The sequence below is a fragment of the Ferribacterium limneticum genome (assembly GCF_020510585.1).
Classification (GTDB): domain Bacteria; phylum Pseudomonadota; class Gammaproteobacteria; order Burkholderiales; family Rhodocyclaceae; genus Azonexus.
Genome location: NZ_CP075190.1, coordinates 162,755 through 186,296 on the forward strand (window position 1 = coordinate 162,755; position 23,542 = coordinate 186,296).

General features: G+C 60.2%; 26 protein-coding genes and 1 riboswitch. Of the genes, 10 read left to right on the forward strand and 16 right to left on the reverse strand.

Annotated elements, in window-relative coordinates:
* Window positions 1-2: 2 nt before the first annotated feature.
* Together KI613_RS00745 and gatB are read left to right on the forward strand one after the other, a co-directional pair.
* A complete protein-coding gene (locus KI613_RS00745) occupies window positions 3-536 on the forward strand; it encodes a hypothetical protein (RefSeq protein WP_226403330.1) in 534 nt (177 codons plus the stop codon).
* 13 nt (window positions 537-549) lie between these two features.
* Window positions 550-2,004, forward strand: a complete 1,455-nt coding sequence (gene gatB / locus KI613_RS00750; RefSeq protein WP_226403331.1) for an Asp-tRNA(Asn)/Glu-tRNA(Gln) amidotransferase subunit GatB — start codon at window positions 550-552, stop codon at window positions 2,002-2,004.
* On the opposite strand, the gene KI613_RS00755 is transcribed toward gatB, so the two are convergent.
* Window positions 2,005-2,643 carry a hypothetical protein gene (locus KI613_RS00755; RefSeq protein ID WP_226403332.1) on the reverse strand — a complete coding sequence of 213 codons (639 nt, stop codon included), beginning with the start codon at window positions 2,641-2,643 and terminating at the stop codon, window positions 2,005-2,007. It abuts the gene before it with no gap.
* Complete coding sequence (gene pyrE / locus KI613_RS00760; RefSeq protein WP_226403333.1) at window positions 2,636-3,277, reverse strand: orotate phosphoribosyltransferase; 642 nt, start codon at window positions 3,275-3,277, stop codon at window positions 2,636-2,638. Before pyrE ends, KI613_RS00755 begins: the two co-directional genes overlap by 8 nt.
* 47 nt (window positions 3,278-3,324) lie before the next feature.
* Between pyrE and KI613_RS00765 the strand changes: the two genes are divergently transcribed.
* The 5 genes from KI613_RS00765 (at window position 3,325) to KI613_RS00785 (ending at window position 5,508) form a co-directional block, all read left to right on the forward strand.
* On the forward strand, window positions 3,325-4,104 hold the full coding sequence (locus tag KI613_RS00765) for an exodeoxyribonuclease III (RefSeq protein WP_226403334.1): 780 nt from the start codon (window positions 3,325-3,327) through the stop codon (window positions 4,102-4,104).
* A gap of 76 nt (window positions 4,105-4,180) precedes the next feature.
* On the forward strand, window positions 4,181-4,495 hold the full coding sequence (locus KI613_RS00770) for a DUF883 family protein (protein ID WP_226403335.1): 315 nt from the start codon (window positions 4,181-4,183) through the stop codon (window positions 4,493-4,495).
* Window positions 4,496-4,499: 4 nt separating this feature from the next.
* On the forward strand, window positions 4,500-4,907 hold the full coding sequence (locus KI613_RS00775; RefSeq protein ID WP_226403336.1) for a phage holin family protein: 408 nt from the start codon (window positions 4,500-4,502) through the stop codon (window positions 4,905-4,907).
* On the forward strand, window positions 4,904-5,197 hold the full coding sequence (locus KI613_RS00780) for a YqjK family protein (protein WP_226403337.1): 294 nt from the start codon (window positions 4,904-4,906) through the stop codon (window positions 5,195-5,197). The genes KI613_RS00775 and KI613_RS00780 overlap by 4 nt, the downstream gene beginning before the upstream one ends.
* 2 nt (window positions 5,198-5,199) lie before the next feature.
* Window positions 5,200-5,508, forward strand: coding sequence for a hypothetical protein (locus KI613_RS00785; protein WP_226403338.1), 309 nt, complete (start codon window positions 5,200-5,202; stop codon window positions 5,506-5,508).
* Here KI613_RS00785 and KI613_RS00790 read toward each other — a convergent pair.
* The 3 genes from KI613_RS00790 to metX are packed head-to-tail and all read right to left on the reverse strand — an operon-like array spanning window position 5,492 to window position 8,480.
* On the reverse strand, window positions 5,492-6,760 hold the full coding sequence (locus KI613_RS00790) for an AmpG family muropeptide MFS transporter (RefSeq protein WP_226403339.1): 1,269 nt from the start codon (window positions 6,758-6,760) through the stop codon (window positions 5,492-5,494). The two genes, KI613_RS00785 and KI613_RS00790, sit on opposite strands and share 17 nt — an antisense overlap.
* A complete protein-coding gene (gene metW / locus KI613_RS00795) occupies window positions 6,760-7,359 on the reverse strand; it encodes a methionine biosynthesis protein MetW (protein ID WP_226403340.1) in 600 nt (199 codons plus the stop codon). Before metW ends, KI613_RS00790 begins: the two co-directional genes overlap by 1 nt.
* A complete protein-coding gene (gene metX, locus KI613_RS00800) occupies window positions 7,356-8,480 on the reverse strand; it encodes a homoserine O-succinyltransferase MetX (RefSeq protein WP_226403341.1) in 1,125 nt (374 codons plus the stop codon). The genes metW and metX overlap by 4 nt, the downstream gene beginning before the upstream one ends.
* Window positions 8,481-8,741: 261 nt before the next feature.
* Here metX and KI613_RS00805 point away from each other — a divergent pair, with 261 nt between their 5' ends.
* Both KI613_RS00805 and KI613_RS00810 read left to right on the forward strand, forming a co-directional pair.
* Window positions 8,742-9,350, forward strand: coding sequence for a PilZ domain-containing protein (locus KI613_RS00805; RefSeq protein ID WP_226403342.1), 609 nt, complete (start codon window positions 8,742-8,744; stop codon window positions 9,348-9,350).
* A gap of 41 nt (window positions 9,351-9,391) precedes the next feature.
* Window positions 9,392-11,389: a TonB-dependent receptor plug domain-containing protein gene (locus KI613_RS00810; protein WP_226405806.1), complete on the forward strand. Its 1,998-nt coding sequence runs from the start codon at window positions 9,392-9,394 to the stop codon at window positions 11,387-11,389.
* 15 nt (window positions 11,390-11,404) lie between these two features.
* Here the strand turns inward: KI613_RS00810 and KI613_RS00815 are convergent, their stop codons facing one another.
* The 9 genes from KI613_RS00815 to bluB are packed head-to-tail and all read right to left on the reverse strand — an operon-like array spanning window position 11,405 to window position 19,751.
* Entirely contained in the window at window positions 11,405-13,492 is a 2,088-nt protein-coding gene (locus KI613_RS00815) for an EAL domain-containing protein (protein ID WP_226403343.1), read from the reverse strand.
* On the reverse strand, window positions 13,489-14,391 hold the full coding sequence (locus KI613_RS00820) for an ABC transporter substrate-binding protein (protein ID WP_226403344.1): 903 nt from the start codon (window positions 14,389-14,391) through the stop codon (window positions 13,489-13,491). Before KI613_RS00820 ends, KI613_RS00815 begins: the two co-directional genes overlap by 4 nt.
* A gap of 53 nt (window positions 14,392-14,444) precedes the next feature.
* Entirely contained in the window at window positions 14,445-15,035 is a 591-nt protein-coding gene (locus KI613_RS00825) for an SCO family protein (RefSeq protein WP_226403345.1), read from the reverse strand.
* Window positions 15,032-15,367, reverse strand: coding sequence for a hypothetical protein (locus KI613_RS00830; protein ID WP_226403346.1), 336 nt, complete (start codon window positions 15,365-15,367; stop codon window positions 15,032-15,034). The genes KI613_RS00825 and KI613_RS00830 overlap by 4 nt, the downstream gene beginning before the upstream one ends.
* 57 nt (window positions 15,368-15,424) lie before the next feature.
* A complete protein-coding gene (locus KI613_RS00835) occupies window positions 15,425-16,216 on the reverse strand; it encodes a cobalamin-binding protein (protein ID WP_226403347.1) in 792 nt (263 codons plus the stop codon).
* Window positions 16,213-17,103 carry a cobalamin-binding protein gene (locus KI613_RS00840; RefSeq protein WP_226403348.1) on the reverse strand — a complete coding sequence of 297 codons (891 nt, stop codon included), beginning with the start codon at window positions 17,101-17,103 and terminating at the stop codon, window positions 16,213-16,215. The genes KI613_RS00835 and KI613_RS00840 overlap by 4 nt, the downstream gene beginning before the upstream one ends.
* Window positions 17,100-18,092, reverse strand: coding sequence for a threonine-phosphate decarboxylase CobD (gene cobD / locus KI613_RS00845; protein WP_226403349.1), 993 nt, complete (start codon window positions 18,090-18,092; stop codon window positions 17,100-17,102). Before cobD ends, KI613_RS00840 begins: the two co-directional genes overlap by 4 nt.
* Window positions 18,085-18,999, reverse strand: a complete 915-nt coding sequence (gene cbiB, locus KI613_RS00850) for an adenosylcobinamide-phosphate synthase CbiB (protein WP_226403350.1) — start codon at window positions 18,997-18,999, stop codon at window positions 18,085-18,087. The genes cobD and cbiB overlap by 8 nt, the downstream gene beginning before the upstream one ends.
* Window positions 18,996-19,751 carry a 5,6-dimethylbenzimidazole synthase gene (gene bluB / locus KI613_RS00855; RefSeq protein ID WP_226403351.1) on the reverse strand — a complete coding sequence of 252 codons (756 nt, stop codon included), beginning with the start codon at window positions 19,749-19,751 and terminating at the stop codon, window positions 18,996-18,998. The genes cbiB and bluB overlap by 4 nt, the downstream gene beginning before the upstream one ends.
* Before the next feature lie 40 nt (window positions 19,752-19,791).
* Window positions 19,792-19,978: riboswitch (cobalamin riboswitch) on the reverse strand.
* Window positions 19,979-20,037: 59 nt separating this feature from the next.
* Here bluB and KI613_RS00860 point away from each other — a divergent pair.
* Window positions 20,038-21,513: a cobyric acid synthase gene (locus tag KI613_RS00860; protein ID WP_226403352.1), complete on the forward strand. Its 1,476-nt coding sequence runs from the start codon at window positions 20,038-20,040 to the stop codon at window positions 21,511-21,513.
* A gap of 42 nt (window positions 21,514-21,555) precedes the next feature.
* Here the strand turns inward: KI613_RS00860 and KI613_RS00865 are convergent, their stop codons facing one another.
* Both KI613_RS00865 and KI613_RS00870 read right to left on the reverse strand, forming a co-directional pair.
* Window positions 21,556-22,923, reverse strand: coding sequence for a response regulator (locus KI613_RS00865; protein ID WP_226403353.1), 1,368 nt, complete (start codon window positions 22,921-22,923; stop codon window positions 21,556-21,558).
* Window positions 22,923-23,531 (reverse strand): sensor histidine kinase, encoded by a 609-nt coding sequence (locus KI613_RS00870; protein WP_226403354.1) that lies wholly within the window; start codon window positions 23,529-23,531, stop codon window positions 22,923-22,925. Before KI613_RS00870 ends, KI613_RS00865 begins: the two co-directional genes overlap by 1 nt.
* Between the last annotated feature and the right edge of the window lie 11 nt (window positions 23,532-23,542).

Below are 23,542 nucleotides of genomic sequence, written 5' to 3' on the forward strand. Positions count from 1 at the left end.
GCATGTGGCGGCGTCTGTTGCTTGTTGTCGTTTTGACAGCGGCCGGTTGCGCCGAGGTCGAGAAGCAGCCGGAAATCGCAGCTGACGAGGAACCAGTGGTCGAGAAGCAGGGCACTGAAAGCAAAGAACCGAAATTCAAAAACTCGACACTGAAGTATCTGGCCAATCGCAACCTCAAGCCGCAGCCGACGCGCCCGCTCAATGTCCGCTCACGCTGCACGCACCGCGATGCGATCGGGACGCAGACACGGCTCGATCTGCTGGTCAAGGAAGCCCAGGTCAAGACCTTCGTCGCCCAGGTCAGCATGAAGGGCCACGGAACCTGCCGCTTTGACCTCAACGAGTTCGAGCAGGTCGAAAAAATGCCGCAAGCCCTGCTGCGCCACAAGAAACAGTCGGATTGCCTGGTTCGCATGTGGGAACAGGGTCCGAAAGTAACGATTGCATTCAACAGTTGTCCCAAGTCCTGCGACGGGCAGGCCTTCGACTATCTCTGGCCGATCATGGTCGAGGCGAAGAGCGGGCAGTGTTTCTGAAACGGATGAAACGATGAATCAGTGGGAAGTAGTGATCGGTATCGAAACGCACGCGCAACTGGCGACGGTTTCGAAGATTTTCTCGGGTGCTTCGACGGCCTTCGGCGCAGCGCCGAATACCCAGGCGTGCGCGGTCGATCTCGCCTTGCCGGGCGTCTTGCCGGTGCTCAACAAGAAAGCGGTCGAGTGCGCCATTCGCTTTGGCCTGGCCATCGGTGCCGAAGTCGCGCAAAAGTCGGTTTTTGCTCGCAAGAACTACTTTTACCCGGATCTGCCCAAGGGCTACCAAATCAGCCAGATGGACCTGCCCGTCGTTGTCGGTGGCAACATCACGCTGCAGGTAGGCCAAGGCGACAAGGCGTACGAAAAGGTTGTCCGTCTGACGCGCGCCCACCTCGAAGAAGATGCTGGCAAATCGCTGCACGAAGATTTTCAGGGCAAATCGGGTATCGACCTCAACCGCGCCGGCACGCCGCTGCTTGAAATCGTTTCCGAGCCGGACATGCGATCGTCCGACGAAGCTGTTGCCTACGCCAAGTCGCTGCACGCACTGGTGCAGTGGATCGGCATCTGCGACGGCAACATGCAGGAAGGTTCTTTCCGCTGCGACGCCAACGTTTCAGTACGCCCGAAAGGCCAGGCCGAATTTGGCACTCGCCGCGAAATCAAGAATCTGAACTCCTTCCGTTTCCTCAAGGAAGCCATCGACTTCGAAGTCCAGTGGCAGATCAACGAAATCGAAGAAGGTCGCAGGATTGAGCAGGCCACCGTGTTGTTCGACCCGGATACTGGCGAGACCCGCATGATGCGCAGCAAGGAAGATGCGCATGATTACCGTTATTTCCCGGATCCAGACCTGTTGCCGCTGGTCATTTCGAGCGAATGGATTGCCCGCGTCCAGAGCGAGCTGCCGGAGTTGCCGGTTCAGATGCGCGAACGCTTCATCAGCGAATTCGGCCTGTCTAATTACGATGCCACGACGCTGACAGCCAATTCCGAAATTGCCGCTTTTTTCCAGTTGACCGTGGGAATCGCCGGAAAATCAAATGCCAAGCCGTGCGCCAACTGGGTCATGGTCGATCTGGCTGCCCGTCTCAACAAGGATGGCAAGGAAATCGCCGAATCGCCGGTGTCGGCCGCCCAACTGGCTGGCCTGATCCTGCGCATCGCCGACAACACCATCTCCAACAACATCGCCAAGAAGGTGTTCGAAGCCTTGTGGAATGGCGAGGGATCGACGGCTGACGAGATCATCGACAAGCAGGGCTTGAAGCAGATTACCGACAGCGGTGCCATCGAGTCTCTGGTTGATGAAGTGCTGGCGGCCAATCCGGCCAATGTCGCCGAGTTCAAGGCCGGCAAGGAAAAGGCCTTCAACGCGCTGGTCGGTCAGGTCATGAAGGCAGCCAAGGGCAAGGCCAATCCGCAGCAGGTCAATGACCTGCTCAAGCAAAAACTGGCTGGCTGATCAGCGAATTGGAGCAGGCGCGGTGGCCGGCAACGGCCGCCGCGTTAGTTCGAAGTAGCGCTTGCGGTCGGCGTCGTACTTGGCCTTGATCGAGTCGAAATCGCGCTTCTTGATGTCGAGCAGTTCCTGCTGGAGCTTGATCTCATGGTCGAGGGCGCGCAAATTCCGCTCAAGATCGGGCGGCATGGCTTTCTTCTTGTAGAACTCCGCCTCGTTCTCGAATTTCTTGCGCTTGGTACGTGCCTCGTCAATGCGCGCGATGGTCGCCAGAATGGCCAGGTTCACATCAGCCTCGGCCTTGCGCTGGGCGAGGTCGATATCTTCGGGCATTGCATAAGTGTCGAGCAGTGCCTGGTCACGCCGCCGCTGTTCGCGACTGGCATCTTCAAGCTGCTTGCGCCGCCGGTTTTCGAGAACCTGCTCGGCTTTTTGCTCTGGTGTCAGTGCCGCGCCAACTTCCTTGACGATGTTGCCGCCGCTGTCCAGCACGCGGTAGGCGCGTCCCCGGCACTGCTCCGGCAACATGTCACCGCAGACCCGGCGACCGGTACTCGGATCGTGGCAGCAGTAAAACTCCCCCGCCGCTTGGGCTGAGCCAAGCGAAATCAACAACAGAGGGGCGAGGAGCAGTTTACGCATGTATGCCGTACTGCTCCCGATAGCGCGTGACTGCGTCGCGGTGGGCGGCAAATTCAGGATGTTGGGCGAGGAAAGACATCAGGTCGCTGAGCCCCGCCACGGCGATGACCGGGATCCCGTAGTCGCGCTGAACTTCCTGTACCGCCGACAGATCACCCTGGCCGCGTTCCTGGCGGTCCAGTGCAATCAATACTCCGGCCGGGGTGGCACCAGCGGCGCGGATCAGTTCAACCGACTCGCGGACCGAGGTTCCAGCCGAAATCACGTCATCGACAATCAACACACGGCCGGTCAGCGGTGCGCCAACAATGTTGCCGCCTTCGCCATGATCTTTGGCTTCCTTGCGGTTGTAGGCAAAGGGGAAATTGCGGCCGCGCTGGGCGAGTGCCATGGTGATCGTGGCGACCAGCGGAATGCCCTTGTAGGCTGGGCCAAACAGCATGTCGAACTCGACACCGCCAGCTTCGGCCGCTTTCGCGTAGAATTCGGCGAGACGGCCGAGCGAGTTGCCATCGTTGAACAAACCGGCATTGAAGAAGTAGGGCGAGAGCCTTCCCGCCTTGGTTTTGAATTCGCCAAAGCGCAGTACTTGGCAGCTCAGCGCAAATTCAATGAAATCCTGACGAAAATCCATATTTTTCCATTCTATTCGACCGGGAAAACCGGGTCGATCATTGCACAATGTTACGCATCATCTCCCTGAATCTCAATGGTATCCGCTCTGCCTGGAGCAAAAATGTCCTGCCCTGGGCCTCGTCGCAGAACGCTGACATTTTTTGCCTGCAGGAACTCAAAGCTCAATTGCCGGATTTGACGCCGGAAATGATGGCCCCGGATGGTATGCACGCCTTCTATCACTGTGCCGAAAAGAAAGGTTACAGCGGCGTAGGCATCTGGAGCAGAGCGGCACCGGACCGGGTGGTCGAGGGCTTTGACGGAGGCGAGTTCGATGCCGAAGGGCGATACATCCGGGCCGATTTCGGCAATCTGTCGGTGATCTCACTCTACTTGCCGTCGGGCTCGTCGTCGCCGGAGCGGCAGGAGGCAAAATTCCGCTTTCTCGACGTATTTTTCCCGCAAATGCTCGCGCTGCGTGCCGAAGGTCGGGAAATCGTCCTGTGCGGTGACTGGAACATTGCGCACCAGGCGATCGACCTGAAAAACTGGAAGTCGAACCAGAAAAACTCCGGTTTCCTGCCGGAAGAACGCGCCTGGCTAAGCCGTGTGTTCGATGAACAGGGTTGGGCTGATGTTTATCGTCGCCTTCACCCCGATGCCACCGATGCCTGTTACACGTGGTGGAGCAATCGCGGCCAGGCCTGGGCCAAGAATGTCGGTTGGCGGATTGACTACCAGATCGCCACACTTGGCATTGCCGTAACCGCAGGAAAGGCCGAGGTCTACAAGGCTGAGCGATTTTCCGACCATGCGCCGCTGATCATCGATTACGACTTCAAATAAGCATTCAATGTGCATTGATTTCGCCGCATAGTAGGGATAATCTGTACTTCTGCTTAACTCACCAACGAGGTTGAAAATGTCCGAAGAAATGACTGCTGCCAACAAGGAAAAGTTGGTTACCGATCTGAAGGTAGTGATCTCCGACACCGAAGAATTGCTGCGTGCCACCGCTGGTGCGGCTGGCGAAAAAGTGAGCGAACTTCGCGACCGCCTGAGCGTTCGTCTGCGTGACACCAAGGAGCGCGTTCTTGATCTCGAAGCCGCTTTGGTCGACAAGACCAAGGCTGCAGCCCGTGCTACCGATGATTTCGTGCACGAAGAGCCCTGGAAAGCCGTCGGTGTTGCCGCGGCACTGGGTCTTGCCCTTGGTGTGCTGATCGGCCGTCGCTAAGCGAATGGCTGAACAGGCAGGCGGTGAAGCGGGTCGCGAAGGCCTCTTCGCCGCGCTGAAAAACAGCGTCGCGACACTGATCGCGATCGGCAAGACGCGGGCCGAACTCCTTGTCACGGAGCTTGAGGAAGAGAAGCTTCGCCTCATGTCGCTCTGGTCGAAGGCGATCGGTGCGGCGTTCATGCTTGCCGTGGGTGTTGTCTTGGCCATTTTTTGTCTGGCGCTGGCTTTCTGGGAGCACCGGGTTTTACTTTTCGGCACCTTCGCAGTGCTATTTATCGGAGGCGCCTTGTTTCTGATCGCTTCGCTAAAACGACAAACGGCGCAACCGAGCAAGATGTTTCGGGCGAGTCTGTCGGAGCTGGAAGCTGACATGGCGCTTTTGCGTCGCAATCGCAACAAGCCGGAATGAATCCGAAAATACTGGAACTGGCCACTCGGCATGGCGCCCTGAAGGCGCGTATCGATGAACAGCGGCGCACGCTGGCGCAGCATTCGGTTCCGCTTGAGGCGGCGCTGGCTCGGGGCGATACCGTCCTCAAGGGTGTTGACTGGCTAAAACATCACCCGGCAGCTATCGGGGTCGCAGTTTTTATTGCCGTTGTGGCTCGCCCGCGACGGGCTTGGCGCTGGGCTAGGCGCGGACTTTTCCTTTGGCGGGGCTGGCAGGCTATCCGAAGTTCTCTGATCGGTGCGCGTTGACCGTGGGTGATTCAGCGAGCGACGAGACTGTACTGCCCGGCTGGTGGCAACAGATGGTTTCTTCGCAACGCCGTCAGGTACGCCGGGTCCTGGCCGAGCTGATTGCGACGCGCGGCATCATGCCGCTATTGATGAAGGTTCGCAATGGTGGCCACTGGACGCCAGATGAAAAATTGGAACTCATCCGGCATTTGCGCCGCATGGTTCGTCTGTCGCCTTATCTGATAGCCCTGCTCCTGCCGGGCTCCATCTTGTTTCTGCCCATTTACGCCTGGTGGCTGGACAGGCGCCGAGTCAGGCGGGGCGACTAGTGTTTGTTGCGGTTTCGTGCCAGGGGGCAACTTTCAGCAATAGCACCATTCCCGGCACGGCCAGTACCACACATAGCCAGTAGAAACTGCTCCAGCCCAGCGTTTCGACCAGCCATCCGGCTGAAGCATTGATGAAGGTACGTGGTACGGCAGCTAGGCTGGTAAAGAGCGCCATCTGGGTGGCCGTGTAGGCTGGATGTGTCGAACGGGCGATGAAGGCGACGAAAGCGGCGGTTCCCAGACCGACACCCAGCGCTTCGAGGCTGATGACGAAGGCCAGCGCGATGCGCTCTTCGGCGCCGATGCTGGCATAGTGTCCTTGCGAGGCCAGCCAGGCAAAGCCGAAAATTGACACCAGTTGTACGACTCCGAACAGCCATAGTGCCCGGTTGATGCCGAGCCGTATCATCCACAAGCCGCCGAGCAGGGCTCCAATCACCGCTGGCCATAGGCCGGCGTGCTTGGCGATAAGGCCTATATCGGTCTTGGTAAAGCCCATGTCGAGGTAAAACGGGGTGGCCAGAGCAGTGCACAGGCTATCACCCAGTTTGTAGAGGAAGATGAAGCCGAGGACCATCGCCGCGCCGCGCCAGCCTTGCCGGCCGATGAATTCATGAAACGGTTCGGTAACTGCCTGGCGCAGGGTTTTGGGAGCCCCTCTGACGAGTGGTTCGCTAACCAGCCAAGCCATCACCATGCCGGGGATCATGAAGGCGCCGGTGATCCAGAAGACTTCATTCCACGGGAGGCGATCGGCCAGGATCAGCGATAGCGAACCTGGAATCAGGCCGGCAATGCGGTAGGCATTGACGTGGACGGCATTACCTAAGCCCAGTTCGTTATCGTCCAGAATTTCACGTCTGAACGCGTCGACCGCAATATCCTGCGTGCCCGACAGAAAAGCCAGCAGTGCGGCGAGCCACAGTATAGGCCAGATGCTCTCTTTCGGATCTAGTCCGCCGAGTGACCCAATGACAAATAACAGGCCGATTTGGGTTAGTAGCATCCAGCCCCGGCGTCGGCCGAATCCGGGAACGCTGAAGCGGTCAAGGAGCGGTGACCATAGAAATTTCCAGGTGTAGGGAAACTGGATCAGGGCAAAAAAACCGATGGTCTTGAGGTCCACGCCTTCGCTGCGTAACCAGGCGGGCAGCAGGTTGAGTAGCAGGTAAAGCGGCAGGCCTGAACTGAAACCGGTAAAGATGCAGATCAGCATCTTCCGGCTGAGCAAGGCAGCAAGCCAGGCCGGCATCAGCGGTTCTGTGTCAGTCGATAGACCGCCAGGCTGCCAAGGAAATTGACCTCGCTGGTGACTGGATTGCCCTCTTCATCGAGGACGCTACGCTCGCGGATGATCAACCCCATCTTGCCGCACAAGTCCTCGAAATCGAGCAGGGTGAAGAAGCGCACATTGGGCGAGTCATACCACTGGTAAGGAAGATCCTCGGAAACCGGCATGCGGCCATTGAGCACCGAACGCAGATTTTTCCAGTAGGCGAAATTGGGGAAGGAGACCACAGCTTCGCGTCCGACACGCAGCATTTCACGCAGGATGCCTTCGGTGTGACGCACGGTCTGAAGTGTGCGGGATAGCACCACATGGTCGAAAGCCTGATCGGCGAACTCATCGAGGCCGCGCTCCAGGTTGCCCTGGATAACATTAATGCCGTTTTTGATGGCGGCGAGCACATTGGCGTCGTCGATTTCGACGCCGACACCTTGCACCCCGCGCAGGTCGATCAGATGTTTGAGCAGCGTGCCATCGCCACAGCCAAGATCGAGCACACGGTGGCCCGGCTCGATCCAGCCCGCGATCAGTTCGAAATCAGGGCGCCCCAGCGTATGCGTCATAGCTTGATATTCCGCAGATAGGCATCGACCACACCGTGATAGTGGGCGTCTTCCATCAGGAAAGAGTCGTGACCAAAATTGAGGTCGATTTCGGCATAGGAAACATTCCGTCCATTGGCCAGCAGGGCAGCGACAATCTCCTTCGAGCGCGCCGGAGTGAAGCGCCAGTCAGTCGTAAACGAGGCTATCAGGTAGTTTGCCTTGCTGCGTGCCATGGTGGCAATCAGGTTGCCGTTGTCCTCGCGCGACGGGTCGAAATAGTCGAGCGCCTTGGTCATCAGCAGATAGGTATTGGCATCGAAGTAGCCGGCAAACTTGTCGCCCTGGTAGCGCAGATAGGATTCGACCTCGAATTCGACATCAAAACCGAATGAAAACGCACTATTGCGTAGTTCGCGGCCGAATTTCGCACCCATCTGGTCGTCCGACAGGTAGGTGATGTGGCCGAGCATGCGGGCTAGGCGCAGGCCGCGTAGCGGTCGTGTGTTGTGTTCATAGTAATTGCCGCCGTGGAAATCCGGGTCGGTCAGGATGGCCTGGCGGGCGACATCGTTGAAGGCAATATTTTGCGCCGACAGCTTGGGCGCAGCCGCAATGACAATTGCGTTGCGTACCCGCTCCGGGTAGGTAATGCTCCAGCGCAACGCCTGCATGCCACCCAGACTGCCGCCCATGACAGCGGCCCAGCTGTCGATGCCAAGCCGGTCGGCCAGTCTGGCCTGGGCGTGCACCCAGTCATTGACCGCAACAATCGGAAAATCGGCCCCCCATGGTTTGCCTGTGGCCGGATTGATCGAGGACGGCCCGGTCGAGCCATGGCAGCCGCCCAGATTGTTCAGGCCGACGATGAAGAATCTGTCGGTATCGAGCGGCCGTCCCGGACCGACGATGTTGTCCCACCAGCCGATATTTTCCGGCTGGTCAGCGTAATAACCAGCGACATGATGATGGCCGGAAAGCGCATGGCAGACCAGGATAGCGTTTGACTTTGCTGCGTTGAGCGTCCCGTACGTTTCATAAACCAGATCGTAGGCGGGCAAAATCCCACCACTGCGTAAATGCAATGGCTGATCGAAGTGGGCCCGCTGCGAGTCGACGGTGCCGACGGATTGTCCTGGCATGCTGTTCCTGAATACAAAAACCCAGTTGGCCTTAAACGTGAACTCGTCGGGCGAACTGGGTGGTTCCCGCTTTAGCTGAATTTATTTAGCGCCCGCAATCAGAGCTCAAATCGGCGCAACTGGAGGTCTCCCAGCGTCTGCAGACAATACCGAGCAGGGCGCTAAAAGTCAATGTAACGATCCTGTTATGCAATAGGTGGTAGCGTGGTAAAGATTTGCTAAAATCCCAAGAAAACAAATTTCTAGAAAGCTTTGGCCACAATGCTGGAACAACGGCGGCATCAACGAATTCGTTTCGGCAACTTGCCTAGAGTCAGTATTGGCTTTGGGGGGGCGATCGGCGAAGGGTTGATCGAAAATCTCTCTTTGTCCGGCCTGATGGTGCGGACAGACATGCCGCTCGAAATTTCGCACAACATCGGCTGTGAGTTTCGGGTTTTCGGTTCGCCAATGATTGATGTTCCAGCCACGGTTGTTAGTCGTGTCGGCGACCTGTTTGGCGTCCGCTTTCAGACCGGGCCAATCAACCAGATACTTATCGACGATGCCATTAGTTCGGCCCTGGCATCTGGGAATGCCTCGATTCTTGCTGTGCGCGAGTTGGGCGGCAAGAAAATTATGCGGATCACCGGTGGCCTCGGAAACCCTCTGCGCAATGATTTCATGCATGCCTTGACGAGAGTAGGGGTGGATGAAATAGATCTCGAAGGCGTCACCGTGGTCGATCAGGCTGGGCTGGCTTTATGCTTGGTGGCCTGCAATCGGCACGGCGTGAAGCTCGGTGCGCAGTCGCCATGTTTTGCCGAGGCCTGGAAGCAGGCTGTGGCGGTACCGGGTGAGATCGAAAAAATGGAAACGCCGGGGTTGTGACAACTATACCCGGCAATTTGCCATGTGCCTCGTTGGCCATCGTGCTGACGGGTGTCTGGATTTGCGGCAATGCTTGGGCGGCGGATGAGGATGCATACTTTAGTGAATTGCCGATTGTGGCATCGGTCAGTCGCCTGCCGCAGAGACTGGCGGATGCTCCCGCTGCCGTAACGGTTGTCGACCGCGAGATGATCAAGGCCTCCGGGGCACGTGACCTCAATGATATTTTCCGCCTGGTGCCCGGGTTTCAGACCTATCCGAATAATACCGAGTCGGCGCGGGCAACCTACCACGGCATGGGAGACGGGGATTATTCATCGCGGGTCCAGGTTCTTATCGATGGGCGATCGATGTATTCGCCATTGTTTGGCGGCGGCGTTAACTGGGCGACATTGCCGGTCGCGCTTGAAGATATCGAGCGCATCGAGGTCGTGCGCGGGACAAATGCCGTTTCCTACGGCAGTAACGCCTTTCTCGGGGTGATCAACATTGTGACTGTCGATCCAGCCTTGACGCGCGGCTTCTCGGTTTCGTCCAGCTACGGCAACCAGAATGTTCGCGACTACGGATTTCGGGTGGGCGGAAAAATCGGTGAGGTGGGTGATTTTCGTTTTACCTACAAGCAGCTAAATGATGATGGTCTGACGAATCGCTATGACTGGATCGATTCGTATTTTTCCAGGCTCTTTGATTTTCGTGCCGACGTGGTGTTGAGCGAGAGGGATAGTCTCCAGTTGTCCATGGGACGGACTGACGGGGTAATCCAGAATGGCCGGAATAAATTGGTGGGTGGTTTATGGCAGCAGAATCCGGAAAACCCCATGCGGCAGATGCGTCAGTCAGATAGCTATGCCCAAGTCATTTGGCGGCGTGTTTTTTCCGCTGATTCGGATTTCCAGTTTCGTTATTCCTATGTGGTCGACCGTTCCGATGATGCATTTACATTTTCGAATTTGCATATCAATCAGTCAGGCGATGAAGGCGTGCGACATGAATTCGAGGTGCAGCATAGTTTGAAAATAGACAAGGCCGTCCGCATGGTTTGGGGCGGTGGATGGCGCGAAGACGCAATGCGCTCGGAGTGGTCATTGCCCGGGATGGGGGAGGTTAACCGCAGTATTGGTCGCGTCTTCGGTAATCTGGAGTGGCGGCCGACTCATTGGTTCACCGGCAATGCCGGTCTGGCGCTAGAGGATGATTCGCTTGTAGGGATGCATGTTTCGCCGCGGGTCAGCAGCAATTTTCATTTGACTCCGGAGGATACGTTACGCCTTGGCTATTCACGGGCTTATCACACCGGAAGCACCGTTGATTACCGAGGCCAGCAAAGGGCCTTTGGGATTTCCTTTTTCAGTGCTCGCCCGGACTTGATGGCGACCGAAGGCCTGGATACGCTGGAGGCGGGGTATCTTGGCGACTGGCGAGACTGGCGGGCCAGTCTTGATGTTCGGGTATTCAGCGAGCGCATCCGGAACCGCTTGTACAAGATTGATATGGATACAACGAGCCCTCTGATCGGATTGTCGACGGTGCCGATTCAGAGTGTCGAAATCCAGGGTGTTGAATACCAGTTTAAATGGCAGCCATTTGATACCACTCGTCTTGTCTTCACGCAGACCTTGGCGAATATTTCCAGTGACTACCAGTCTTCTGCGCTTGCGCTGAGCAATTCAACTTTGACTACAGTCAAAGCAGTCCAGATTCGGGAGTTGACCGAGCGCTCGATGCCCGCGCGATCAACGTCGGCGCTGTTGATCCAGAAATTGCCACTCGGCTTGGAGTTTTCAACTGCCGGTTATTGGCAGGAGTCGATGAAGTGGAGCACAAACACGACTGCGCAACGCTATCGACGGTTTGACGTGCGCCTTGGTTACCCGTTCCGGTCGGGCGGGTTGGCGGGAGAGATTGCCTTGACCGTACAAAGCCTTAATGGCGCACACAACGAGTACAAAGGGCCAAATCCCGACGATACAAATCCGAATCCGGATGGGCGCATCGTCGAACGCCGCCAGTGGGTCAGCCTGCGGCTTGATTTTTGATTCGCTGACGCCGTTCTAGGCTGAGCGCATCACTGCGCCCTCTAGCCAAACCTCAAAGGGTTCGCTGGGAGCAACAGCTTTGCCTTCGGCAAAGTCGACTCCCAGGCTGCGCAGTTGTTCCAGTGTGTCCAGATCGTCAACGCCATCGGCGATCGTATGTATATTCTGATCGGCGGTAATTTCCTGAACGGCCCGCAATAGCGCAGTTGATGCGCGATTTCCGCCCAGTTCGCGGGTCAGGCTGCGGCTGAGTTTGACGTAACTTGGCGTGATGCTGCGCAAGTGGGTGAATGATGATAGCCCGCCGCCGAAATCGTCCAGCCCGATCTGACAGCCGAGCGCACGCATCTGGCGGGAGAACTCCATGGCCTGGCTGGTCAGGAGCGTCAGGGTATCTTCGGAAAAGACGAAGCACAGTCGGTTTCCGGGCAGATTGCGGCTGCTCAGGTTGCGCGTGATGAAGTCGACGGTATCGCGATTGCCGACTGAAGCACGGGAAAGCGGGACAAGGCAATGCAGCAGTTTCTGCTGACTCTTGGCGCGAGCCAGGGCGGCGATCGCGGTTTCGATCAGGCGCTGGTCGATGGCGGGCGCGAGGTCGTAGCGTTCGGCCGCATCGCTCAGGGCAGACAGGGTGACTGGTGGCTGGCCGGGCTCGTTGAGCCGGGCAGTTAGCTCGACGAGATGGCTGCCTGACGGATGCTGGAGGGCGCGTAGCGGCATGGCTTCGACCAGGAGTCTGTCATCGGCCAGTGCATTGGCGATGCGACTGGCCCAGTTGCTGGTTTCCTGTCGACGGTCCGCGCTGAGTTGCGCCTCCTGCTCGCAAACGCGGTTGCGGCCACTTTCCTTGGCGCGGTGGCAGGCGGCATCGCCGGCCGCGAGTACTTCATTAATGTTGCGAACCTTGCGGTTGACCGTGGTCAGCCCGATGCTGGTACCGATGGCAAAAACCTTATCCTGCCAGATAAAACGATAGGCGGCGGCGAGGCCACAGATGTCTTCTGCCACCTGGTTGGCGCGCGAGCCGCTGCAATTGGCCAGCATGATGCTGAATTCGTCGCCGCCGAGGCGGGCCAGCGTATCTTCTTCGCGCAGTCGCCCCTGAAACAGCAAGGCCATCTGCCGGAGCAATTCATCTCCGGCCAGGTAGCCACAGTTGTCGTTGACCTGCTTGAAGCGGTCGAGGTCGAGAAAGAGCACCGAGAATTCCTCGCCGCCAGCCTGGACGCCGGCCAGCGCTTTCTCCAGCCGATGTTCGAATTCGCGCCGGTTGAGCAGGCCGGTCAGTGCATCGTGCCGGGCCTGGAAGGCGAGCTGGGCTGTCGCTTCCTCGATGCGGGATTGCATCGAGAAATGCACTTCCTCGATATGGGTGGCCATTTCGTTGAAGCCATTTTCGAGAATGCCGATTTCGCCGCTCGATGTCGCTGGAACTCGTGTGTCCAGGCGGCCTGATGACATGCCGTGAATGGCCTGGACCAGACGCATGACCGGCCGGGCGAGGTTGTCTGCCATGGCGATGGCGAGCGCGGCCAGTATGAGCAGGCCGGACAGTACGATCATCAGTCCGCGCTGCAGCAACTGACGCTGCCGGTTGGCCAGCTCAGTCTTGTCGAACTCAACAAAAACGTAGCCGATGATTTCCGGGGGGAGGGTCTTGCTGCTGGCGTTTTGCTCGAACAGCACGTCGGATTCACTGATCGAGCGTTTGACCGGGGCGCCGAAGGCAATCCAGTATTCGGTTTCGCCGACCTGCATGGGCTCGCTCATGGTTCGCCGCAGTTCATCGGCGGCCAGCGAAACGCGTCCGCTGACGGCGATGGTGCGGCCCTTCTGGTTGACGACGACGGCAGCCTTGACCCCCGATTCCTGGACGGTGGCTTGGGCGAGCCCGTGCAGGCTTTCGAGTTGCCCGGCAATAATGCCGTACTCGCTGACCGGCGCCAGATAGCGGACCGTTGCCATGCCCTTGGCGCGCAGCTCGCCTTCGAGTGTGCGGATGCCACTGTAGGTGAAATAGCCGACAAGCACGATGGCGATCAGCGCGCTGGGCAGCAGCGTCAGCAACAGCAGGCGATGGCGGAGGGTAAGGTGACTCATCGGGCCTCCCTGTCGGTGGCCATGGCTCGCCGGATAGCGGCCTCATCGGAAATGTTGAGGCCTAATGACTGAGCGACATTGCCGTTGATGGCGATGGCGAACTGACTTGGGGCGGCTGGAGCGGGCAAATTGGTGCCGTGGGCGACAATCGTGTCGGCCGTCTGGCGGGCTATCTGGGCGGGCGTGCTGTGTAGTGCGGCGAGGGCGCCGGCGTTGACGAAGGCGGGGGAATAGCCAATGACCGGCCGCTGGTAACGAAAGGCCGTAATCAGGATGGGCTTGATGTTGTTTCGATGGTAAATCTTGCTGTCGGGAACGGCGATCAGGACATTTACCCGGCCAAGTAGTGAATTCAACGCTGGCAGCAGCGTTGATTCGGTGTCGGCATCTTCGCTGTCCAGCGTCAGGCCGGCACCGCTGAAAGTGTGGCGGTACTGCCCGGCGACGTTTCTCGTTTCGTTACTGACGAGCATCCCGACCCGTTTCAGGCCGGGGAGCAGATGATTGATAAATGCCGCCTGGCGCGCTGGTGGCTGATCGAGGTAGATGGCGGTGATACGACCGGGGCGGCGGAATTCGGCGAGTATTTTTTCGTAACTTTGCCGGGGCAGCAGGGTGGCGATGATCGGCGGGTTGTCGCTCCGGCCCAGCGTTTTGCGCAAGGCATCGCTGCCGACAGTAACGACCAGTTCGGCCTGGCCGGCCAAGGGCGGGATCGCTTCGGCCTGATGTCTGGCCGAAATGCTCCAGGTCGTGCCAGCCAGTGCCTCTTCCAGCGTCGAAGAGAAATCGGCGTAGGCGCCCCCGCGATCGCTCATGACGAGCGCAATACCGCCTCCCCAGGCCGGCAGGGCTAGCGAAAACAGGGAGATGAAGGCAAATAGGGCGAAGCGTGGCATTGCCCGAATATTGCCTTAGCGACTATGCCAAAGCAATTGTGGTTTTGCGCAATTCAGGGGCTTTTGATGAAATTTCTCAACTGCTCCGTGATATTCGTCACAGGCATGGCAAAAGCAAATTTCTTGATGAATGCACCATCCGGTCCGAGCAGGATCATGCCGGCGGAGTGATCGACCGCGTAGCGATCAGGTGCCGTGCCCGGTTCCAGTACTTTGGCGTAGCGGATTTTGAAGTTGTCGGCGGCGCGGCGGACGAGGGCGGGCGAGGCGGTCAGGCCGAGAATGCGGGGGTCGAAAAATTCGGTGTAGGTTTTCAGGATTTTGCCGGTATCGCGTTCCGGGTCCACCGAAATGAAGATGGCCTGGACGTGAATTGCGCTGTCGCCGAGTTGCTTGAGGATTTCGGCCATCTCGACGAGCGTCGTCGGGCAGATGTCCGGGCAGTAGGTGTAGCCGAAGGAAATAAGCTGGAAGCGGCCGCGGAAATCCTCGCTTGTGACGGAGCGGCCGTTCGGGTCTTGCAGCAGGTAGCGCGGGATGATTTCCGCGCTCGCCTCGTTCAGTAGCTCAAGGCTGTGGGTGGCTTGGGCGAAAGCCGGGCTGGCGCAGAGCAGGGCAAGTAGTAGCGCGCCGCGGCAGATCATTTTGCTGCGGCGAAGCTGGCCTGCAGTCTCTTTTCGGCGGCAGCCATATTGCTGGCCAGTGTGGCAGCATCGGGGCAGGTCGCGCCCTTGCCTTGCTCGAGATAGGCGGCGTTGGTGGCGTTTTCGAAAGCTTCGCCATAACCGCGGGTTTTCGGGGCGATGGTGATCACCGCGTTGCGGGCGCGGGCGACCAGGGCCGGTTGCTGGCAGGCGAGGGCGATGCCGTTGAGACGGCCGATGGCTTCGACGGCGGCAGTACCGTCATCGGCAGCCAGGCTGCTGTTGGCGATGGTGCACAGGGTCAGGGCGAGCAGCGGGGCGGTGAACTTCATGGCACGAATCCTCAAGGTTGAAGGACGATTATAGGGAAGGCGCCGTGGACGACCTTTTCACAGATCAAAAATGGCGAGTAATTGTGGCAGGCCTTCGCTGATCGCCACCGGTCCAGGGGTCAGGATGATGGCCGATTTGATTTCATGCATGTTTTTCCGGTTGACCGCAGGAATGGCGTCCCAGCCCGGCCGGGCGGCGACGCGTTCGGGGCGGAAGTGCTTGCCGCACCAGGAGCCGATTATGATGTCCGGGGCGCCAGCGATGACTTTTTCCGGTGTCGGCCGGCGGTCCTTGGCGAGCGGCGAGCGGGCCTGTTCGGCGAAGATGTCTTCGCCGCCGGCGATCTCGATGAGTTCGGAGGCCCAGCGGATGCCGCTGATCAGCGGTTCGTCCCATTCCTCGAAATAGACGCGCGGCTTCTTGCCGGTTTTGGCGAAGCGTTCGGCGGCGATGGCGCGGGCCTTGGCGATGTCGGCCTCGAGCCCGGCGACGATTTCGAGCGCCTTGGCCTCGGCGCCGACCAGCCGGCCGACCGTTTCGACCATGCCGAGAATGTCCTCGACGCTGCGCGTGTTGAAGGCGTAGACCGGCACACCAGCCTTGATCAGGTCGCGTGAAATCTCACTCTGCAGGTCGGAGAAAGTCAGCACCAGATCGGGCTGCGTCGCCAAAATCTTGTCGATGTCGCCGCTCGTGAAGGCGAAGACCTTGGGCTTTTCCTTGCGCGCTTCGGGGGGCCGAACGGTGTAGCCCGAAATGCCGACGATGCGCTCCTGCTCGCCCAAGGCATAGAGCACTTCGACGGTTTCCGTGGTCAGGCAGACGATGCGTTGCGGTGTGCGGCTCATTTGGTCAGTCTCCGGCTGCGGGCGACATCGAGATGGGCGCAGAGCTTTTCGGTGCCGTCGAGGATGCGCGGCGTGTGGCGCTGCATGATGTCGGGGTTGATGTGGAACAGGTTGTCGCGTTTGACGGCGGTCATCCGCGTCCATTTGTCCCAGTCGTGCAACCATTCCGGCTTGGCGTCGCCCATACCGGTGGCGACGATGGCTTCCGGGTCGGCTTCGAGCACGGCTTCGACGGTGACATTGGGCGCCATTTGCTTGAGGTGGCCGAAGACGTTTTCACCGCCGCAGATCTTGATGGCATCGCTGATGATCTGCGGGCCGCCGACGGTCATCAGCGGCGTTTTCCAGATCTGGTAAAAGACGCGCACTTTCGGCTTGCCGCCATTGGTTGTGCGCAGGCTGTCGAGGCGCTTGCGGAAGCGCTCGGCCGTCGCGTTGGCGGTGCTTTCAGTGCCAGCCAGCTGCCCTATGCGTTCGATCTGGTTGGCGATGTTGTCGATGGTGTTCGGCTGCGAGACATAGACCGTCAGGCCGAGCGCCCTGAGCTTGTCGACCTGCGTCATGTTATTGCCGCTTTCCCAGGCCAGCACGAGATCCGGCTTGAGGGCGGCGACGGCTTCGAGGTCGATGCGCGAATAGCCGCCGACGCGCGGCACTTTCTTCGCTTCCGGCGGGTAGTCGCTGTAATCGACGGTGCCCACCAGCCGGTCGCCGGCGCCTGCTGCGTACAGGCTTTCGGCGGCATGCGGGGCGAGGGTGACGATGCGTTTGGCCGGCGCCTTGAGGCGGACTTCCTGCCCGCTGTCGTCCTTGACGACGAGTTCGGCGTGGGCGGCGGTGGAAACGAGCAATCCCATGGTCAACCGGAAAAAAAGGCCAAATTTCAAATGTTTCTCCAGGCGGAAAGGGCGTCGCTCAGGCGCTGCCAGCCGGCTTCGTTGCCGGGCAGGCCGAAGCGCAGCAAGGGTTGCTGATCGTAGTGGCGGGTCAGGATGCCCTGGCGGGCGAGGGCTTCGTGCAATTCAGCCGAACGGGCGCTGGTCAGCGTGGCGAACAAGGCGGTCGATTTGACCTCGCCGAGCGGCGCCAGCAGTTGGTGCAGGCGGGCGCTCGCCGCGATCAGACGGTTGCGGGCGGCGGCCTGCCAGGCGCTGTCCTGCAGCGCCAGCCGGGCGACTTCGCGGGCCGGCCCACTGACCGTCCACGGCCCCATCGCCTCATTCATGCGGTTCAGGATGTCGGGCGCGGCGAAGACGAAACCGACGCGTGCCCCGGCCAGCCCGAAGAATTTGCCGATCGAACGCAGCACGATGAGGTTGGGCGCCTCGTCGGTGCCGGCCAACGGCGTCAGGCTGTCCTCAGGCGTCGGGTCCATGAAGGCTTCGTCGATGATCAGCCAGCCGCCACGTTTTTTGAGTTGATGGGCGGCGTCGATGGCGATGTCGCGCGGGTGACGGTCGGCCGTCGGATTGTTCGGGTTACAGAGCAGGACGTAAGGCGTCGCCGTGGCCAGCGCGCGCGGCAGCATGGCGTTCTGCAGAAAACGCATCTTGTGGCCGGCCCGTTGCCAGGCCTGTGGGTGCTCGCTGTAGATCGGCGAAATGCAGGCCACCACGGCGCGTGGCAGCAGGGCCGGCAGCCAGTGGATGGCGGCTTGCGAACCGGCGACCGGCAGCAGATTGGCGTTGCCGTAATAGGCAGCGGCCGCGGCTTCGAGCCCGTCGTTCTCCTCGGGCAGGCGCTGCCAGGCTTCGGCGGATAAGGCCGGCACCGGCCAGCCTGTCGGGTTGATGCCGGTCGACAGATCCAGCCAGTTTCCCAGCGGGATGTTGTAGTGCGCCGCGGCTTTGCGCAGGCCGCCACCGTGTTCAAGCATGAGCAAATCCAATCACAAAAAGTACAGCCAGCCACAGCCACAGGCTGCGCCGGATCAGGCTGATCGCCCGGCCGAGGTCGGCGGCCACCGGGGCCGGGCCGGCGCCGAGTGGCGGGCGGATTTCTTCCTGGCCATGATAAATCGCCGCACCGCCGAGCAACACGCCAAGGCTGCCGGCGCCGGCCGACATGACCGGCCCGGCATTCGGGCTGTCCCAGCCCGGCGCTTGCGCTCGCCAGCAGGCCAGTGCGTTGCGCGTCTGGCCGAGCAGGGCGTAGGTCAAGGCGGTCAGGCGGGCGGGAATGAAATTCAAGGCGTCGTCGAAACGGGCGGCGAAGCGGCCGAACAGGTTGTAGCGTTCGGTGCGGTAGCCCCACATTGCGTCGAGCGTGTTGGCCAGCCGGAACAGCACGGCGCCGGGTCCGCCGAGCAGGGCGAACCAGAACAGCGTGCCGAAGATGGCGTCGTTGCCATTCTCCAGCACCGATTCGACGCCGGCTTTGGCGACGCCGGATTCATCGAGTGTGGCCGTCTCGCGCGACACGATCCAGCCGACGCGTTGCCGCGCCTCGTCGAGGCGGCCTTCCCGCAAGGGTTTGGCGATGGCTTCGGCATGCTCGCACAGGCTTTGCGCACCGAGCGCGAAATAGAGCAGCACGACGTCGACAGCAAACGGCGCCAGCGGCCGCAGCCAGAAAGCCAGCGCCACCCACGGCCCGACGGCGAGCAGCCAGGCCAGCACACCGCCGGCAATCGAGCGCCGGTTGAGCCGCTTTTCGATGGCCGAGGCCAGATAGCCGAAGCCGACCAGCGGGTGAAAGCGGGGCACTTCGCCAAGCAGGCGGTCGAGCAAAACGGCGCTCAGGGCGGCCAGCGGCATGGTGAGGGCGTCGAAACCCAGGGTCATTTCGGGAAAATGCCCTTTTCCTGAATATCCGCCTGCAATTCCGCCAATGCCACAGTCAACCGGGAATTTTGGCCAAAATCAGAATCGCCCCACTGCTCGAAATAGACCAGATCATTGATCGGCAGACGCGGCAGCCAGCCGGCTTTTTCCAGTTCCGGCTTGTCGTTGAAATGGCTGACGTAGCCGATGCACAAATAGGCGATCGGCACGATGTGGTGTGGAATGCCGAGCGCGTCCTGCAGCGCCTTTTCGTGGAAGATGCTCACCCAGCCGACGCCCAGCCCCTCGGCCCGCGCCGCCAGCCACAGGTTCTGCACAGCACACACGCTGGAATACAAATCCATGGTCGGCATATGCGTGCGGCCGAGCACCACCGGCCCGCTGCGCGAGCGGTCGCAGGTGATGCACAGGTTGATCGGCGCTTCGAGGATGCCCTGCAGCTTGAGCTTCGAGTAAATCTCGCGCTTTTCGTCAGGAAACATCCGTGCCGCTTCGTCATTGGCCTCGGCGAAAACATTGTGGACGCGCTGCTTGACCTCGTCCGAACGGACCAGCAAAAAATTCCACGGCTGCATGAAGCCGACCGACGGCGCATGGTGCGCCGCCATCAGCACGCGGCTGAGCAAGTCGTCAGGTACGGGCGTCGGCAAAAACTGGCCGCGCACGTCGCGCCGGCTGAAAATGGCTTGATACACCGCCGCCCGGTCGGCGTCGGAAAAAGCTTGCGCCTGCGGCGCGGAAAGGTTTTCCATGGAGTCCCCTTCTGGAAAAACAAAGGCTGCTGTCCACGCAGCCTGCAACCATCTCCCGGCCGGTCTTCTGACTCGGGTTCGTCCGGAATGCACGCCTTCCCGCGTTTGCGCGCAGTGGCCATTGTGCATCCGTCCCCCTCACAGCGTTGGGCACGTGGCGGGATCACACCGCCTTCCCGATTCTCCGGCCAGCGAAGCTGGCCAGCACCCGGAGATACCTCCCGAAACAAAATTCGGGAGCGCCGATGGTGCCATAATTACGGCCTTTTTACACCCCGGATCCGCCATGTCCTGTTCTACCCTGATGGTCCAAGGCACTACCTCCGATGCTGGCAAGACGACGCTGGTTGCCGCGTTGTGCCGCATCCTGCAGCGTCGGGGTGTACGCGTCGCGCCGTTCAAGCCGCAGAACATGGCGCTCAATTCGGCGGTTACGGTAGACGGAGGCGAGATCGGACGGGCGCAGGCGTTGCAGGCGCTGGCTTGCGGGCTGGAGCCGCATACCGATTTCAATCCGGTGCTGTTGAAGCCGACCACCGACAAGAAGGCGCAGGTCATCATTCATGGCAAGGTGGCTTTTGATCTCGATGCCAAGGCGTATCACGACTACAAGCCGCGGGCGATGGGGGCGGTGCTCGAGTCCTGGGCGCGGCTGACGGCGGCTTACGATTGCGTCGTGGTTGAGGGTGCCGGGTCGCCGGCCGAGATCAATTTGCGTGACCGCGACATTGCCAACATGGGTTTTGCCGAGGCGGTGGATTGCCCGGTGATTATCGTTGCCGACATCGATCGGGGCGGGGTTTTTGCCCATCTCGTCGGCACGCTGGAACTGCTCTCGCCGACCGAGCAGGCGCGGGTCAAAGGCTTCGTCATCAACCGTTTCCGCGGCGATATCGCGCTGCTTGAATCCGGTCTGACTTGGCTGGAAGAACGCACCGGCAAACCGGTTCTCGGCGTTTTGCCCTATCTGCACGGCCTGATGCTCGATGCCGAGGACGCCATCGCGACTGCCACGGTCGACCGGAAAAAAACGCCAAAATTGAAAGTCATCGCCCCGGCTTATCCGCGTGTTTCCAATCACAACGACCTCGACCCGCTGCGTCTGCATCCGGAAGTTGATTTCCGCTGGATAGCCCCGGGCGAAACGCCGCCGGCGGCCGACCTGATTGTCCTGCCCGGTTCCAAGGCGGTGCGTGCCGATATCGACTGGCTGCGCGAAAAGGGCTGGGCGACGGCGATTCACAAGCATTTGCGCTACGGTGGCAAGGTGGTCGGTCTGTGCGGCGGCTACCAGATGCTGGGCCAGATGATCCACGATCCGCAAGGGCTGGAAGGTCAGCCGGGCAGTACGCCGGGGCTGGGCGTGCTCGATGTGGAAACGACGCTCGAAGCCGAGAAGCAGTTACGGAATGTGAGTGGTCACTTGTCTCTGCCAGGCCAACCAGCGATGACCGGTTACGAAATTCACCTCGGCGTGACGCGCGGGGCTGGACTCGCGCAAGGCGCCGTTGAGTTGGCCGATGGTGCCAGCGATGGCGCCATTTCTCCCGACAACCAGGTCCTCGGCACCTATTGCCATGGCGTCTTCGATCACCCCGAAGCCTTGACCGCGCTGCTCGCCTGGGCCGGCATGACGGAAACCGACCAGGTCGATTTCGCCGCCCGGCGCGAGGCCGATCTCGACCGTCTGGCCGATTCGGTCGAGGCGGCGCTCGATTGGGAAAAGATGGATGCCCTGCTGCCGCGTCACGCAGCGGGCTGATCGCCGCTTGCCTCGCCGGGCAGGCCGCGCCGGATTTGCTGTTTAGGCCGCGACCGGACTGTTCGGTGGCACGTCTTCATCATGTTTGATGCGCAGGAGGGCGACCTGGCGCTGGATTTCGCGGAAATCCTTTTCCCGGCCATGCAGCGCATAGAGCGTTCGCGCCGCACTGAATGCCTTCTTGGCATCGGGGCTGGCCATGAGTTGCCCGGACTGCAGGTCGGCCAGTTGATGGTCGTCGAGCGACAGTGCAGCGCGCATGATGTCGAGGCGGGTGGTGGTGTTGAATTCGGTAACGAGCATGGCCGGGCGCAGGCCGGCGAAGCGGATTTTGCCCTTTTCGACTGAGCTGATAGCGAGCAGGGCGGCAAAACTGGCCTGTTCCATGAGCCCCATTTTCTGCAATTCGGAATCGCGGATGCCGAGCAGCACTTTTTCGGCCGTGATCTTGTCGCCGGCATTGATGTGGCTGCGCGCCGTGGCCAGGCGGTCTTCGGCGGAAATGGCGCCGGGCATGGTGTCGTTGGCGATGACATCGGCCATCGCGGCCAGCGCTGTTTCGGTATCGCCGTTGAGCGTCGCGGCCTCGGCCAGCAGACGCTTGCGCAGATAGTTGCGGGGTGTTTTCTTGGCTATTTCGTCGAGGATTTGTTGCGCCTCGGCATGCTCGCCCTGGGCCATGCAGATGCTGGCCTTGAGGTCGCCGGCATCGAAGAAGTGCGGGGTGCTGGCGACTACCCGGTCGATTTCCTCGCGGGCTTCCTGCAGACGGTTTTGTTTGTGCAGCGAACGGGCAACGCCGGCTCGCGCCCATGGGAATTCGTAGTTTTCGAGGATGTTGCGGTAGGCGGTTTCGGCCGATTTGACGTCGCCGCTGGCGAGAAAAACCTCGGCTCGCTGGCGCAGGATTTCAAAGCGGTAGAGCCGCCCGGCTTCGCTCTCACGCGAGGCTTCAAGGATGGCCAGGGCGTTGGCGTACTCCTGCTTGCGCTTTTCCTTGTAGTAGCCGGCAAAGAACAATTTCTTGGCGACGATGCGTTCGAGGCGCAACAGCAGCTTGTCCGGCGAAAACGGCTTGATGATGTAATCGTCAGGAATCAGCTCGACGGCCGAAACGACCTGTTCGTAAGACTGTTCGCCGGTGACCATCATGAAAATGGTTTCGTCGGGCAGCAGGTTGAAGCGCCGCAACTCTTCGAGTAACTGCTGGCCGGAACGTCCCTCGCCCAACATGTAATCGCAGAGGATGATGTCCGGCATGTTGTTGCGGATGCGGAAGATGGCATCCTGATAATTGCTGGCGAATTCGACGGCAAAGGCGCCCAGTTGCTGGGCGACGGTGCGCAGGGCATCGCGCGCCTGTGACTGGTCGTCGATGACGAGAAAACGTTTCTTGCTGTAGTCGGTCATTATGGCAAGCGAAGTTCAAAGCGGGCGCCGCCCAGGGCTCCATGGTTGCTCAACAGCAGGCTGCCCTGGCGTTCGTGACGGTGGTGGAGCTTGGCCAGGCGCTCTGCCACCATGAGGCCGGTGCCGACTGGTGGCGGTAGCGTGGCGAAGCCCGGGCCGTCGTCTTCGACCCGCAGGCAAAGCCAGTTATCGTCGGTGGTGGCGCTGAGATGCACCGTCTTTCGGGCGAAACGGCCGGCGTTTTGTACGGCGTTATTGAGCATGTCGGTAACCAGGTCGCGGTCGAGCGGCCATTCGTCGAAGACCTGGCAATCGATGCTCAGCATGATGCCGCGTTCGGCCAGATGTTTCTTCTGGGCGAGCATGACTTCGTCACAGACGTCGCCGACGATGGTCGGGGTGACGGCCGCTGCGGCGTCGTGGCGCATCAGGTGATAGGCGGTCAGCGTACGCGACAGCCGGTTGGCGGCCGATTCGATGGCGTAGCGCGCTTCGCCGAGCGGGATGCCATGGGCCGCTTCGGCGGCGGCGATCATCGATTCGGCGATGAATAGCTGGTTCTTGGCGTCGTGGACGCCGGAGGCCAGGATATCCAGCAATTTATGCATGTTTTGTCTCT

Excerpts from the sequence above, each read along its gene's own strand:
- KI613_RS00825 (WP_226403345.1), bottom strand. The coding sequence starts at position 15,035 with ATGATCTGCCGCGGCGCGCTACTACTTGCCCTGCTCTGCGCCAGCCCG.
- cbiB (WP_226403350.1), bottom strand. The coding sequence starts at position 18,999 with ATGACCCTGGGTTTCGACGCCCTCACCATGCCGCTGGCCGCCCTGAGC.
- KI613_RS00865 (WP_226403353.1), bottom strand. The coding sequence starts at position 22,923 with ATGACCGACTACAGCAAGAAACGTTTTCTCGTCATCGACGACCAGTCA.
- KI613_RS00870 (WP_226403354.1), bottom strand. The coding sequence starts at position 23,531 with ATGCATAAATTGCTGGATATCCTGGCCTCCGGCGTCCACGACGCCAAG.
- KI613_RS00815 (WP_226403343.1), bottom strand. The coding sequence starts at position 13,492 with ATGAGTCACCTTACCCTCCGCCATCGCCTGCTGTTGCTGACGCTGCTG.
- KI613_RS00790 (WP_226403339.1), bottom strand. The coding sequence starts at position 6,760 with ATGCCGGCCTGGCTTGCTGCCTTGCTCAGCCGGAAGATGCTGATCTGC.
- KI613_RS00775 (WP_226403336.1), top strand. The coding sequence starts at position 4,500 with ATGGCTGAACAGGCAGGCGGTGAAGCGGGTCGCGAAGGCCTCTTCGCC.
- bluB (WP_226403351.1), bottom strand. The coding sequence starts at position 19,751 with ATGGAAAACCTTTCCGCGCCGCAGGCGCAAGCTTTTTCCGACGCCGAC.
- metW (WP_226403340.1), bottom strand. The coding sequence starts at position 7,359 with ATGACGCATACGCTGGGGCGCCCTGATTTCGAACTGATCGCGGGCTGG.
- KI613_RS00765 (WP_226403334.1), top strand. The coding sequence starts at position 3,325 with ATGTTACGCATCATCTCCCTGAATCTCAATGGTATCCGCTCTGCCTGG.
- gatB (WP_226403331.1), top strand. The coding sequence starts at position 550 with ATGAATCAGTGGGAAGTAGTGATCGGTATCGAAACGCACGCGCAACTG.
- KI613_RS00835 (WP_226403347.1), bottom strand. The coding sequence starts at position 16,216 with ATGAGCCGCACACCGCAACGCATCGTCTGCCTGACCACGGAAACCGTC.
- KI613_RS00820 (WP_226403344.1), bottom strand. The coding sequence starts at position 14,391 with ATGCCACGCTTCGCCCTATTTGCCTTCATCTCCCTGTTTTCGCTAGCC.
- KI613_RS00755 (WP_226403332.1), bottom strand. The coding sequence starts at position 2,643 with ATGCGTAAACTGCTCCTCGCCCCTCTGTTGTTGATTTCGCTTGGCTCA.
- KI613_RS00780 (WP_226403337.1), top strand. The coding sequence starts at position 4,904 with ATGAATCCGAAAATACTGGAACTGGCCACTCGGCATGGCGCCCTGAAG.
- KI613_RS00830 (WP_226403346.1), bottom strand. The coding sequence starts at position 15,367 with ATGAAGTTCACCGCCCCGCTGCTCGCCCTGACCCTGTGCACCATCGCC.
- pyrE (WP_226403333.1), bottom strand. The coding sequence starts at position 3,277 with ATGGATTTTCGTCAGGATTTCATTGAATTTGCGCTGAGCTGCCAAGTA.
- metX (WP_226403341.1), bottom strand. The coding sequence starts at position 8,480 with ATGCCAGGACAATCCGTCGGCACCGTCGACTCGCAGCGGGCCCACTTC.
- KI613_RS00745 (WP_226403330.1), top strand. The coding sequence starts at position 3 with ATGTGGCGGCGTCTGTTGCTTGTTGTCGTTTTGACAGCGGCCGGTTGC.
- cobD (WP_226403349.1), bottom strand. The coding sequence starts at position 18,092 with ATGCTTGAACACGGTGGCGGCCTGCGCAAAGCCGCGGCGCACTACAAC.
- KI613_RS00770 (WP_226403335.1), top strand. The coding sequence starts at position 4,181 with ATGTCCGAAGAAATGACTGCTGCCAACAAGGAAAAGTTGGTTACCGAT.
- KI613_RS00860 (WP_226403352.1), top strand. The coding sequence starts at position 20,038 with ATGTCCTGTTCTACCCTGATGGTCCAAGGCACTACCTCCGATGCTGGC.
- KI613_RS00805 (WP_226403342.1), top strand. The coding sequence starts at position 8,742 with ATGCTGGAACAACGGCGGCATCAACGAATTCGTTTCGGCAACTTGCCT.